Origin of the sequence: Dactylosporangium fulvum (genome assembly GCF_025137375.1) — a bacterium.
In the GTDB taxonomy this organism is placed as follows: Bacteria; Actinomycetota; Actinomycetes; order Mycobacteriales; family Micromonosporaceae; genus Dactylosporangium; species Dactylosporangium fulvum.
The window spans coordinates 496,238-508,372 of the sequence record NZ_CP073720.1; the positions used below are offsets into that span (position 1 = coordinate 496,238).

A 12,135-nucleotide genomic window follows, 5' to 3' on the forward strand; every position below is an offset into this window, starting at 1 on the left:
GACTTTGCCAGCCGGGCCCACCTGTCGGGCGCACGGACATGCCGCCGATCGTGCGCGGCTCGTCGGCTACGGCATGCTGATCCGGCTGGTCCGCGCCGCGCTTCTGGAGATTCTCCAATGCGCCTGCTTCGTGGTCGACACCCCGGAGGGCCGCGTCGCCGGCTGAACGAGAGACCCCGGCTTTCAACCAACCTCGGCGAACGGATCTGGCCGCAGCCCGTGCGTTGCCCACCAGCCGACGGCAGGATCGTGTGTACCGAATGGTTTCCGCAGATCCGTGCGAGCGTCGCCGCCTTCCAAAGCTGCGACGATAAGCTTTCTGATCAGCATGGCGTCCGCGTCAGCCATCGCTGCGGGCCAGGTCTGACGGGCGCAACGCGGGTCGGACGGATTCGGCTGCGTCGCGGCGAGAGATTCTTCGGGGCCGTGTCGATCCGCGGGCCGCTCGTTCGACGTGTGGGTGCGAGTGCGAGGCCGAGAGGCGGCCCCGACAGACGAGGAGAACGCGATGCCGAAGTACATGCTGATCATGCGTGGCACCGATGAGTCGAACGCGGCCCTGATGGCCGGGTGGGAAGAGTTGGCGGCCACGACGTACTCCTACATCGAGGAGCTGGTCAAGGCCGGCGTGTTCGTCGCGGCCGAAGGGCTGGACGATGCGCGCCAGGGCGTCGTGGTCGACTTCAGCGGCGAGGCCCCGGTGGTCACGGACGGGCCGTACGGAGAGACCAAGGAACTGTTCGGGGGCTACTTCCTGCTCGATGTCGCCTCGAAGCAGGAGGCGGTCGAGTGGGCCAAGCGGGTCCCGTCGGTCACCGGGTCCAAGATCGAGATCCGGCGGGTGGCCGGGGACGACGAGACGCCGCAGGACAACAAGGGGTCCGTCGAGGAACGGGCCGGGAACGAGAGCACCGGCCGGATCTGATGGGTACGGCCGACGTCGAGGCCGTCTGGCGGATCGAGTCGGCGCGGATCGTCGCCGCGCTGACCCGGTTCACCGGCGATTTCGGGCTGGCCGAGGACGCCGCCCAGGAGGCGGTGGCCGAGGCGCTGGTGTCGTGGCCGCTCACCTCTCCGGCCAATCCGGCCGGCTGGCTGATGGCCACGGCCCGGCGGCGGGCGATCGACGCGATCCGCCGCCGGACCGCCCTGCACGACCGATACACCCTGCTGGCGGCTGACCCGGTGGTCGACGAGGACATCGACCCCGACCGGATCGACGACGACATCCTGGCGCTGATGTTCGTCAGCTGCCACCCGGTGCTCTCCCCCGAGGCCCGGGTGGCACTGACCCTGCGCGTGGTCGGCGGCCTGTCCACCGAACAGATCGCCCGCGCGTTCCTGGTACCCGTGCCGACCGTGCAGGCCCGCATCACCCGGGCGAAGAAGACGATCGCGGCGGCCGGGGTGCCGTTCGAGCTGCCGCCGGCCGGTGAACGCCGGGAACGGCTGGGCGGCGTGCTCAGCGTCGTCTACGTGATCTTCACCGAGGGGTCGACGGCCACGTCGGGCGACCGGCTGCTCCGCCCCGGCGTCGCGTACGAGGCGATCCGGCTGGCCCGCACGCTGGCCGCGCTGCAGCCGGACGAGCCGGAGGTACACGGTTTGCTCGCGCTGTGCGAGCTGACGGCCGCGCGCTTCCCGGCCCGGACCGGCCCGGATGGTTCGCCGATCCTCCTGGCGGACCAGGACCGGCGGCGGTGGGACTTCTCGGCGGTCCGCCGCGGGCTGGCCGCGCTGGCCAAGGCATCGGCTCGCGGGCTCGGCCCCTACGGCCTGCAGGCTGCGATCGCCGCCGCCCACGCGTCGGCGCCGTCGGTGGAGGCGACCGACTGGGACCGGATCGTGGTGCTCTACGAGGCGCTCGGCCGGGTCGCGCCCTCGCCGGTGGTCGAGCTCAACTGGGCCGTCGCCGTGGCCATGGCCTCGGGTCCGGCGCAAGCCCTGGCCATGGTGGACGAGCTGATCGCCTTGGACCGGCTCCCCGGTTCGCATTTGGTTCCGACCGTACGCGGTGAGCTGCTGGCCCGCCTCGGTCGACGACCGGAGGCGCGCGCCGAGCTGGAGCTGGCGGCCCGGCTGTGCACCAACCAGCGCGAACGCTCAGTGCTGCTGCGCAAGGCGGCCGCGCTGGGCTGACTTCTCCAGCGCGGCCGGCCGGGATTCGAGTGCGGCCCGGATGCGTCAATCGTCCGGACTTGCACCTACAACGAAACGGACTGCTCATGACAACCGCTGGGCAAGCACGCTCGGTCGAGCACTGGCGGCACTACCTCGCCGAGTACAGCGCCGACGTGCTGCGGACCGCTTCCGGCGATGAGCTCGCTGAGATCAGCGACGCCCAGCGGGCGACTGGCTGGCTGGGCTTCGACGGCGCCGACGCTGAGCGCCTCGCGCTGCTGGAGCAGCGTCTGGGTACCGCGTTGCCGCCGAGCTATCGATCATTCCTCGCAGCATCCGACGGCTGGGTCAACATCAGCCCCTTCATGTGGACCATGCGTACAACCAGCGACGTCAACTGGCTGCGTGACGCCGCCCCGGACCTGTGGGACATCCTCCGGGAGGGCCTGGCACTACAGGAGTCGTTGCTTGCCGACCGGGCATTGCTGATCTCCGGAGACGGCGATGCCCAATACTGGCTGCTCGACCCCGGCGACGTGTCGCCGGACGGCGAATGGGCGGCCTACGTCTGGGCGAGTTGGTATCCCGGGCTCGGCGACCGGCACGAGTCGTTCGCCGCGTTGGTTGACGCCGAGCGGGCGTCCTTCGAGGAACTGAGCGGGCGAGCCGGTCGCCCGGTGCATCCGGCCGGGGCCGACGCCCTGGTCGCCGAGGGCCGTGAACTGGCCATGCGCGGTGATGTCGGCGCCGCAGCGGACGCCTTCGCCCGCGCCGCGGTCAAGGGATCCGGCGCCAGCGCGTACCTCGCCGTCATCCTCAACGGGTTCCTCGAACCGGCACTCGTGCACCACGAGATCCGCAACAACATCCTCGCGCGCCCTCACGTCATCGAGGAGATCGGTCTGGACCAGCTGCGCGCGGAAGCCGTACCGCTGTTCCTGCAGCGCGCCTCGATCGCCCCGTACCGCAAACTCTTCACCGGGATCCTCACCGAGGACGAGATGACGGCAACCGACCGGTTCGTGCCGCCGCTACTGCCCGAGCCGCCGGCGTTTCAAGCCGCGCTCGATCACGCCCGGCGACTGCTCCAAGACGGATCTCCCGACGAGGCGTGGGCCGCTGTGCAAACCGCGTTGCCCGGTTGGCGCTCCGACTCACCGCATCGCATCGCACCGGTCATCCTGCTCACGGATCCGCAACTGCGGCTCCTGATCACTCCCGAACGCGCCCGCACCATCGTTACGACGCCACGTGGAGACGCCGTCTCATGATCGATCATGGTCCTGAGCCTGCCGTCACCTCACTGATCTGGCACGTAGCCCGCGATCCGGGCCTAGACACGTCGGCTTGATGCCGATGGCAGTGCACCGTTCGTCTCGGGCCACTGCTGGTGTGGCCACTGCCGTCGGCGAGAGCGTGGCCGTGCCGGATCACCGACCCGCTGGAGGGCATCGGTGTGGTAGATCGGTGATATGCAGCCGACGCGTCAGGACGTCGACTCACGCTGGCAGGCGCTCGTCGACGGCCGGACCACCCGCGCCACGGTTCATGCCTGGGCGGCGCCGTGGGTGACAGCGGACGACCGGCACCGGTCTGCTGCGTCCCCGGTATCGCTGTACGGTGGCAACCAGTCGGGATCGTAGCCGCTACTCGGGCATCCGGATCTGCTTGATCCGCGCGCAATGCAGCGTGACGAGCCGGGCCGACGCCCGGCACCCGCAAGCCGATGAGCGGGCACCTGGTCTTGCCTTCGCGGGCGACGCGCGTGGCTTGGATCTTCTCAGCTGGACAAAACCGCATGTTGTGGTCACTCCACGAAGAGTGAAATGACCGCAGCCACGACAAGACCAGCCCCCATCAGCACAAACAGACAGCCTAGGAGCCTTTCGAGGACAACGAACAGGAACTGTCGCTGCCGCAGGTCATCCTCTGTCCGGCCGCGCCGGAATGGGCTGATCGGCCCAACCAAGTTCGAGGAGAGCGCGATGTGTTTGGTCGTGATGCCTCGGAAGTCGGTCGCGAGGATGAGTCCGAGGAGGACAAGCAACAGGCCTACGCCGAAGAACGCTGCTGCTTGCGCCATTTGCTACGCTCCGTATTCGCTGAGGCCGTGGAGTCATGGGGTTGCAGCATGTTGGGCCGGTCGTACGGACCGGTGCCGACCCAGCGTTCCCGTTCACCGAAGCTGTCGGTTTTTATCCATGCTTCCACCTGGCTAGTCAACGGTGTCACGGTGCCGAAGGTGGAGATCAGGTTGTCGGGGGTAATGGGGAGACCGTCGCGAATGCCGGCTGGGCCGATACGCCGTTGACCATGTCGATGATCGAGTGGGTTTCGAGATCACGTGACTCACGGTAGTAGTCGCCCCGGTCATAGACCTGACGCCGTAACTGCTGGAGCGCGGCATTCACATCGGTTTGGTAGTCCACGGTGTACGACCATGCAGACGAGCCCATCAGCACCCTCCCCAAGCGATCCTGCCATGCAACGGCTACCTTCAGCACCAGCTCCATGATCAGGTGCGCGGTCGGGCCGCCGACCGTGCGCGCGGGCCAGCGGTGCGCGGTTACGCTCGGTGGTTCCGCGCCGTGAGCAGGGACAGCGCGGTCTCGAACCTTGGCGCTTCGAAGACCAGCTGACCGTCGAGCAGGTAGGGCGTGGCCCTAGACGTAGGTCAGCGGGCAGCCATGTCGCAGCGAATGCTCGGCCGCTTGCCGAAACAGTGCCACGTAGAAGGTGAGCGGGTCGTCGATCGCGTTGGTCAGCGCCATCGGGCCGCTCGGCAGGCCGGCGGGCAGGCCGACCTCGGCGGCGATCGGGGCGATCGCTGCGCGCAGCCGCTGCGCGCTGAACACCTTCGTCACGTCGTCATAGGTGCTCTCCGCGGGAAGTTCGATCAAGCCGGTGAAGTCCACAGGCACGATGAGAGAGGCGTTGAGGAAGTCCGTGGCGTCGTGCCGCGCGCACATTTCGGCGAAGTCGTCCATGCTCGGGATGAGCTTCTCCTCGAAGTCCCCGGCCGTGGTTGGCGGGCCGGGGTAGGGCGGCAGGTTCCGCGTGGCGAGCGCCTCGTCGAGCAGAGGTGCGCATTCGTCCTGCGCCCAGTTCAGGGCGCTGATGTTGACCAGGTAGATGCCCACGCTGGGAACGGTACCGGCCAAGGTCTGTCTTCCGTCGGCGCCGGTGACGCAACCGCCGTAGCGCCAGGACTTTGATATCGGCCGTGAGCCTGACTGTCAACGGTCATGTAGCGGTGGCTCTGGCACGAGTTTGATGATCGAGATTCTCCGATCAGTTAGCGCGTCAGCAGGATCCGTTGTCGGAGCAATCGGTGCCGGTTTCGATGATGTTGCCGCCGAAGGTGATCCGGTCGACGATCGTCGTAGCAGTCGGGCCCGCGCGCAGCCTCACATCCGGGATCTCAGCACGTCGACCTCACAGCCCGGCGCGGACGGGTCGAAGCCGTGCTCGATCAGCCAGCGAACCCCCAGCAGGCTTCGCAACGACCACCACGCGTGGATCACGTCGAGGTCGATGTCGGTGCCATAGCCGGCGATGACGTCGTCGAGGTGCTCCTCGTGTCCGAGCGTGAAGGTGGCGAGGTCGTACAGGGCATCACCCTGGCCCGCCTCGGACCAGTCGATGATGCCTGTGACCTCGTCGCCGTCGACGAAGACGTGCGCGATCTGCAGGTCGCCGTGCGTGAACGCCGGAGTCCACGGCCGGAGCGCGGCCTCGGCGACCTGGCGGTTGCGGGTGACGAGGTCGGCGGGCAGGATGCCGTTCGTCATAAGCAACTCGCACTCGTCGTCGAGTTCCGCCGCCAGCGCGACGATGCTCCGGCCCGGCCCGGCCGGGCCGGGGCGGCAGCGGCGCGTCGTGCAACTTCCGGATGGCGGCGCCCGCCGCGGCCCACGCCGCCGGCGACCCGGTCGACGGCCCGCCGAGGCGCCCAAGCGTCGTCCCCGGGAGTGCGGCGATCGCGAGCACGGGCGGCTTGCGCCACAGGACCTCCGGGGTCGGGACCGGTGCGAGGGACATCGCCTCGACCTCGACGTCGATACGCGCCTGGTCGGCGTCCACCTTCAGGAACACGTCGCCGACGCGCAGGGTCGCGCGCTCGGCATGGGCGACAACGACTTTGACCTCATCCACGGGCGACCAGTATCCCGGGGATGATCGCCGACGTCGCCGGGTTTATCGCGTGCGATCACGCCGCTGACCGCGTCCCGCTACCCGGCGGCCTCGTGCACGACACCTACCTCTGACCAGGTCAAGCCCACCACTTTGTCAGGAGTCCTTAGTCCGGCACACGCTCACGCCGCTGGTCCATCGCTACCCAGCGTCACGGGATGCCGAGAGCCGACATGCGATCATGCCAGAACAGTGGTGTTCGGATAATCGGTAAGGTGTGGCGAATGGGGTGGGAGGCACTCGGGCAGTGGGGTGAAGGCGTCGCCCGCATCGAGCCGCTCGCTGGCGGAGTCGCCAACGACGTGTGGAGCGTGCGCGTCAGCGGGCACCTCGCGGTCGGTCGTCTCGGCGGCAGAAACGATGCTGATCTCGCGTGGGAGACCGAGCTTCTCCAACACCTCGACCGTGAAGGTCTGACCGTGCCGGTGCCGATCCCGACCATGGACGGCCGGCTGTTCGCCGATGGTCTGGTGGTGATGACCTACCTGGAGGGCGGACCGCCCGAGACGCAGGCCGACTGGCGTCGCGTGGCCGGCACGCTCCGCGAGCTGCATCGGTTGACGCAGGGCTGGCCGCAGCGCCCAGGGTGGCGATCGTCGACCGACCTTCTGCACGCCGAGACCGGGACGAAGATCGACCTCAGTGCGATGCCCCTTGAGGGCGTTGCCCGATGCCGGGCAGCGTGGGCGCGGCTCGCCGGACGTCAGACATGCGTCGTGCACGGCGACCCTAACCCTGGCAACATCCGCATGACCGCGAATCACGTCGCGCTGATCGACTGGGATGAGGCGCACGTCGACGTGCCCGACCTCGACCTCGTGCTGCCCGACAACGCCGCCGGCCTCGACGACGGTGCGTACGACATCGCCGCGCAAGCGTCGGCCGCATGGGAGGCCGCTGTCTGCTGGGACGACGAGTACGCAGTCAAGCGGCTCGCCGAAGTTCGAGCGGTCTGACAACGCGTTCGAAGAGTGGACCTAACGGCGGTCGAGTGCGCACATCTGCCGCGAGGCGGGCGCGTCGCCTGTGGGAGTACGTCACGGTCAGTACAGGGCCGTTCGAGTGGTGACCGCCGGCCAGGGCTTCCTGTCATAGCCGATGTGCGGATACCCCATGCCGTCCCAGCGCCGACTGCGATACAGCTTCGCGGCCCGGCAGCACTCGTGAACACCGGAGACCGGGTATGCCTATGGGTGGCGGCGGTCGGCAGAGATTCGGCTACGGCGTCTCTTCCACGGCGTTGTCGGTTGCGCTGTCGGTTAGTGGAACCGATAGCATGCCCGGGAGCCGCCGGTCATAGCGTTCGATCTCCAGCTCTGCCTTGCGCACCTCCAGCGCGGTCTGCCGGTTCTGCTCCTCAGCCAGCTTCGCCTTCGCCTGCTCCAACTTGACCTTTTCCTTGGCCATCGCCAATTTGAACTTGTGCCGGCGGGACTGGAGGAGCTGTACGAAGCCCGCGGTGCTGCCGCCGAAGAGGAACAGGAATATGACGATGTACCAGAACACGTCGTCGAACTTCACAGCGCCTCCGTAGGCCGGGCGACTTTCCTAGGGCGAGTTGACGGAACCGCGACGCGGCAAGGCCACCATACGGGGATGCGTCAAGTTCGATGGCACGAGTGCACACCAAGTCATCGCCGCCGAGGGCCAGGGCGCTGGCGAGTACGTCGCTCGCCCCTCTGGAAATGTCCTTATCTGCCGCATCCCGCGCGCGGCGAGCGTCGTCGCTCTCTGGAACGCGTGTCTGGTGCCGGATGCGTAGGAGATCAGTCTCCTGAGTGGCCGCAGAAATGGATGTGGTCGGGCTGGCCGTCGCGGTAGCTGATGACGTACGTACCGATCCACCGGTCTCGTTCGCTGGCGGCGTCGGCACTCATCCATGCCTGTACCTGGCCCGTCGAGGGAGTGACGGTGCCGAAGGTGGAGATGAGGTTGTCGGCCGGCAGCGGCGAGACCGTTGCGAACGTCGGCTGGTTCGACACGCCGTTGGTCATGTCGATGATCGAGTGGGTACCCGAGTGCGGCTGCGCCGTCACGAGTGTGTCGGGGTCGACTGGCGCCGGCCGGGATTTGCGTTCCAACCGATGTCAGTGTGTTCAGCCGCGGCCGGAACGTCGACGGCGTTCGGCTGGCCGCCTGGATGGCTCCCCGTCCGGGTGGACGGGCCGCTGGCCACTTATGGCACAAGCATCGTGCCGGGTGGTAGGTGGCGTTCCAGGGCAGAGCGCAGCTCGGCACGGCCGGGACGCACCAGCCAGATATCGACGACGAACGTGTCGCGGCCGTCGCGGGTTCGTGGCCGTGGCATGAAAGATCCCGCGCTGTGGACGTGCACACCTTCCGGTCCGGTGGGTGTCACCTCCAGCATCGGTGTGCCGAAGCGGCGCACGAGACGCACGGATTCAAGCGCCGGCCAGCGCACCAGGAGCGGAGACGAGCCGCGGCTGGCCAACTCCAGCCCCGCGCTGGAGACACGCAGCCAGTCCTGGCACCGCGACCAGCGGATCAGGGCAAACGTTGCGGCGTAGGCGATCGGTCCGCCAGGGATCTGGACGAGTATCGACACGAGCAACCAGTCCGGCGGGGACGGAGGCCTCATGGCCAGCGTGATCAGGAAGAACAACAGGAAAAACAACACCGACCAAATCACCATGGTCATCGCCAGCACAGCCGCGAACGTGCGCCAGAATCCTGGCCGGAACGTTAACGCATCTGCGGCGGGCGGGGCGAAGAGTTGGGGGCCCGGCATGTCGTCATCGTACGGACATAGCGTCCCTACTCCATCCGACGGATGGGTACATGACAAACCCAACCAGGTGGGCCGCACTCATTTGCCGCGATCAGAGCGAACGTCGAGCGCTTCCGGACGTACGACCAGGTCGACGGGCCGCGTCAGTCGTCGAACTCGAAGCCGCAATTGCTGGCGACTTTCACTAGGTCTTGGATCGCATCGTCCACGCCGGTGGTGGCTGCAACCAGATTCAGCCGGTGCTTGCCCGGTGCAATCTTGATCAACTCGATCGAAATTATGATGTTTGACATGGTGCCGAATGGCAGAATGTCCTGGTGAACGGACGTGCACCGTCTGACCTGGTCCGTCAAATGTGGGCCTTGGTCGTAGAAGAGACGTTCCTCTGGGACCTCACGAAACAAGTCACGGACTACTACGACAGCGAGACGGCGATCACGCACGGCCCGTGGCTGGCTGTCGACTGTCAGCAGATTCTTACACGCTGGTTCGATTGCGGGCTCATCGATTGCGTCGCAACCTCCTGGGCCACCAGGGTCCGATCGGACGAGATCGTCCACTTCGAGTACAACGCGGATTGGCGGACAAGAGCGACAGAGCGCGGCCAACATCTGATCCTGGCCCGCGATGACACCGGTGCGTTGTTGCGCGATCCGAGCACATGGCACGCGGACGGCGACGGGGCAGGCGTCACATTGTGTCCGTCGGACCAGGCCGCCGGGTTGTCGTTCGACGCCTGGTTCGGCAAGCTCGCAGGCCTGCCGGACCACCTGATCTACGAGCAACCTCTGGACGGGACAACCAGTGGTAAGGCCCAGAAGACGTTGGCCGAACCAGAACACGTTCGCATCGCACAGTTATGGACACCTGCCGTTGAGCACGCTGCGACTCACGGCCTGTCCCTCCTTTGCCCAGTCAACCAGGACGCCCATGTCGCGTTCGATTGGGACCCGACCGATGGGGAGACGGCCACCACCGAATCCATCGAAGACGTCGTCTGCTTCGTCGATCGAAGCAAGGTCGGGCACGGACAACCGTTCCCATTCGGACGTCACCGTCTTTGGTGCCCCGGCTGTGGTGCAGAGCAGCACCTCGTCGTCATGCGCCGTCCTGCCTGAGCAGCCATCCGCTCATGGAGTATGCCGCTGTCTCTGTCTGGCCGGTCAGTCTCTCGAGCAGCCACAGAAGTGGATGTGGTCCGGCCGGCCGTCGCGGTAGCTGATGACGTACGTGCCGACCCAGCGTTCCCGTTCACCCAAGATGTCGGTTCCCATCCATGCTCGCACCTGGCTCGTCGACGGTGTCACGGTGCCGAAGGTGTACATCAGGTTGTCGGGCGGCAACGGGGAGGCCGTCGCGAATGCCGGCGGGCCAACACGCCGTTGACCATGTCGATGATCGAATGCGTTCCCAGATGCGGTTGCGCCGCCCCGAGCGAGCCCGGGTCGATCGGCACCGGCCGGGACCTGCGCTCCAGCCAGTCCTAGACGATGGCGTCGTAGCGGTCGGGGTCGGTATGGCGCGGGGCGAGAGCCCTCGGAATTCCAATTCCGTCATCTCCAGGTCGGCGTCTCGTGACTCCCGGTAGTGGTCACCCCGGTCGTAGACCTCGTGCCGCAACTGCTGGAGGGCGGCGTTCACATCGGCCTGGTAATCCACGGTGTACGACCATGCAGACGACCCCATCAGCACTCTCTCGGAACCACGCGCAACAGCAGCGATCCTGATATACAGCGACCGTTTCCAAGCCAAGATCGGATGCCCGCACATGCCGCTGCGGGGCAAAGGCGGCAAGGTCGTACTGATCCCGCTGCCGCCAGCGGTGGCTCGAGCGATCGAGCAAGCGGTCGACGGCCGCACTGAGGGGCCGATACTCCGGAACACGCTCGGCGGCCGGATGGACCGCCACGCCGCGACGCGTCGGCTCAAGTATCTGGCCGCCACCGCCGGGGTGCGGATGCCGAGGATGCACCCGCACATGCTGCGCCACACGTTCGTGACCACCATGCTCGACGCAGGCGTCAGCCTCCGCGACGTCCAGATCGCAGCCCGCCATGCCGACCCCCGCACGACGATGCGCTACGACCACGCCCGAAACAACCTCGACCGCCACCCCAACTACATTCTCGCCGCCTACAAGGCATCCGGCACCTAGTGAACATGCACGACTTTGCCGAGGACCGTGCGCGGCGGCAGCTGCCCACGTCTCCGGGAAGTGAAGGAAGTCGTGCGCTGATGGTTAGGGGCAGAGGCGTGTCTGATCGTCGTCGCACAACTCGAACATGTCGTCGATCGCCAGGCTGGCGGGGTTGAAGGACGTGCGGTGAACCGCGCCGTCGGTGGTGTACAGCTCGATGGTGTTGCTGGCGGGGAACTCGATCCGGGTGACCTGGAGCTGGTCGTGTATGGGGAAGCTGTACATGATGCCGGCCAAGGGGTGCGGTGACTCCCGGCTGAGCCATCCGGCGCGCGACCGTAGTTGATACTCGTCGTAGTAGCCGTCGGAGGCAGACGAGTTGTGATAGCGGATTTGGACGACATCCCAGCGTCCATCGGGTGAGCTGGCGGCAGGGCTGATCGATGAGGGTTCCCACCCGCCCTCGCTCATCAGATTGTCGAACCACCCGATGCAAACGATCGGTACGAGGAGCGCCAGCAGGGCCGACGCCGTCACTGTCCTGCGTGGACCGGGTCGCACAGTCACCAGGATCGCCAACGCCAGCAGCACGGGCGCGGCGAGCGCGACCGCGATCGTGGGTTCAGGCTCGGCCAGCGGCCTGAGCGACAGGTACCGGCGCGGATTCCAGTGCGCGTACGCCTCGCCGGCAATGCCGAGCACGGTTACCGTGACGAGCGGGTACGCCGGCCAGCGTCGCCACGTATGTCGCGGGACCGATGCGGAGGACACCCGCACATGATCCGTCCCGCCCATCCGTTCGTTCAAGCCCAGTCCGCCGCCGCCCGGGCTCGCGGCATGGGCTTCGCTGCGTCGGCGAAGACTGCACACATGCATCGCCGCGCCGACAAAATCGAGTGCACTCATCTGCCGCGACCGAGGTGTGGTGGCCTGG

16 protein-coding genes are annotated in these 12,135 nt (G+C 67.0%); 7 read left to right on the forward strand and 9 right to left on the reverse strand.

Annotation, left to right across the window (positions count from 1 at the left end; translation table 11 throughout):
• Positions 1 to 4: 4 nt before the first annotated feature.
• The 4 genes from Dfulv_RS02305 (at position 5) to Dfulv_RS02320 (ending at position 3,392) form a co-directional block, all read left to right on the forward strand.
• A complete protein-coding gene (locus Dfulv_RS02305; protein ID WP_259860941.1) occupies positions 5 to 166 on the forward strand; it encodes a hypothetical protein in 162 nt (53 codons plus the stop codon).
• Between the two features lie 342 nt (positions 167 to 508).
• Positions 509 to 925 carry a YciI family protein gene (locus Dfulv_RS02310; protein WP_259860942.1) on the forward strand — a complete coding sequence of 139 codons (417 nt, stop codon included), beginning with the start codon at positions 509 to 511 and terminating at the stop codon, positions 923 to 925.
• Positions 925 to 2,139 carry an RNA polymerase sigma factor gene (locus Dfulv_RS02315; RefSeq protein WP_259860943.1) on the forward strand — a complete coding sequence of 405 codons (1,215 nt, stop codon included), beginning with the start codon at positions 925 to 927 and terminating at the stop codon, positions 2,137 to 2,139. Before Dfulv_RS02310 ends, Dfulv_RS02315 begins: the two co-directional genes overlap by 1 nt.
• 86 nt (positions 2,140 to 2,225) lie before the next feature.
• Complete coding sequence (locus Dfulv_RS02320) at positions 2,226 to 3,392, forward strand: SMI1/KNR4 family protein (RefSeq protein ID WP_259860944.1); 1,167 nt, start codon at positions 2,226 to 2,228, stop codon at positions 3,390 to 3,392.
• A gap of 536 nt (positions 3,393 to 3,928) precedes the next feature.
• Here the strand turns inward: Dfulv_RS02320 and Dfulv_RS02325 are convergent.
• The 4 genes from Dfulv_RS02325 to Dfulv_RS02340 form a co-directional block, all read right to left on the reverse strand.
• Positions 3,929 to 4,204: a hypothetical protein gene (locus tag Dfulv_RS02325; protein ID WP_259860945.1), complete on the reverse strand. Its 276-nt coding sequence runs from the start codon at positions 4,202 to 4,204 to the stop codon at positions 3,929 to 3,931.
• Between the two features lie 166 nt (positions 4,205 to 4,370).
• Positions 4,371 to 4,634, reverse strand: a complete 264-nt coding sequence (locus tag Dfulv_RS02330; RefSeq protein ID WP_259860946.1) for a hypothetical protein — start codon at positions 4,632 to 4,634, stop codon at positions 4,371 to 4,373.
• 150 nt (positions 4,635 to 4,784) lie between these two features.
• Positions 4,785 to 5,261: a hypothetical protein gene (locus Dfulv_RS02335; RefSeq protein WP_259860947.1), complete on the reverse strand. Its 477-nt coding sequence runs from the start codon at positions 5,259 to 5,261 to the stop codon at positions 4,785 to 4,787.
• Between the two features lie 267 nt (positions 5,262 to 5,528).
• Positions 5,529 to 5,912, reverse strand: a complete 384-nt coding sequence (locus tag Dfulv_RS02340) for a phosphotransferase (RefSeq protein WP_259860948.1) — start codon at positions 5,910 to 5,912, stop codon at positions 5,529 to 5,531.
• 627 nt (positions 5,913 to 6,539) lie between these two features.
• On the opposite strand from Dfulv_RS02340, the gene Dfulv_RS02345 reads away from it, so the two are divergent.
• The gene (locus Dfulv_RS02345; protein ID WP_259860949.1) at positions 6,540 to 7,271 is read left to right on the forward strand and encodes a phosphotransferase enzyme family protein; all 732 of its coding nucleotides are present in this window, start codon (positions 6,540 to 6,542) and stop codon (positions 7,269 to 7,271) included.
• A gap of 262 nt (positions 7,272 to 7,533) precedes the next feature.
• On the opposite strand, the gene Dfulv_RS02350 is transcribed toward Dfulv_RS02345, so the two are convergent.
• The 4 genes from Dfulv_RS02350 to Dfulv_RS02365 all read right to left on the reverse strand — a co-directional run bounded on the left by Dfulv_RS02350 (position 7,534) and on the right by Dfulv_RS02365 (position 9,330).
• Positions 7,534 to 7,836, reverse strand: coding sequence for a hypothetical protein (locus Dfulv_RS02350; protein WP_259860950.1), 303 nt, complete (start codon positions 7,834 to 7,836; stop codon positions 7,534 to 7,536).
• Positions 7,837 to 8,081: 245 nt separating this feature from the next.
• Entirely contained in the window at positions 8,082 to 8,396 is a 315-nt protein-coding gene (locus tag Dfulv_RS02355) for a hypothetical protein (RefSeq protein WP_259860951.1), read from the reverse strand.
• Between the two features lie 95 nt (positions 8,397 to 8,491).
• Positions 8,492 to 9,064: a hypothetical protein gene (locus tag Dfulv_RS02360; RefSeq protein ID WP_259860952.1), complete on the reverse strand. Its 573-nt coding sequence runs from the start codon at positions 9,062 to 9,064 to the stop codon at positions 8,492 to 8,494.
• A 143-nt stretch (positions 9,065 to 9,207) separates the two neighbouring features.
• Positions 9,208 to 9,330: a hypothetical protein gene (locus Dfulv_RS02365; RefSeq protein WP_259860953.1), complete on the reverse strand. Its 123-nt coding sequence runs from the start codon at positions 9,328 to 9,330 to the stop codon at positions 9,208 to 9,210.
• A 51-nt stretch (positions 9,331 to 9,381) separates the two neighbouring features.
• Between Dfulv_RS02365 and Dfulv_RS02370 the strand changes: the two genes are divergently transcribed.
• Together Dfulv_RS02370 and Dfulv_RS02375 are read left to right on the forward strand one after the other, a co-directional pair.
• Positions 9,382 to 10,182, forward strand: coding sequence for a hypothetical protein (locus tag Dfulv_RS02370; RefSeq protein WP_259860954.1), 801 nt, complete (start codon positions 9,382 to 9,384; stop codon positions 10,180 to 10,182).
• A gap of 650 nt (positions 10,183 to 10,832) precedes the next feature.
• A complete protein-coding gene (locus Dfulv_RS02375; protein WP_259860955.1) occupies positions 10,833 to 11,219 on the forward strand; it encodes a tyrosine-type recombinase/integrase in 387 nt (128 codons plus the stop codon).
• Positions 11,220 to 11,303: 84 nt separating this feature from the next.
• On the opposite strand, the gene Dfulv_RS02380 is transcribed toward Dfulv_RS02375, so the two are convergent.
• On the reverse strand, positions 11,304 to 12,107 hold the full coding sequence (locus tag Dfulv_RS02380; protein WP_259860956.1) for a hypothetical protein: 804 nt from the start codon (positions 12,105 to 12,107) through the stop codon (positions 11,304 to 11,306).
• Positions 12,108 to 12,135 lie beyond the last annotated feature (28 nt).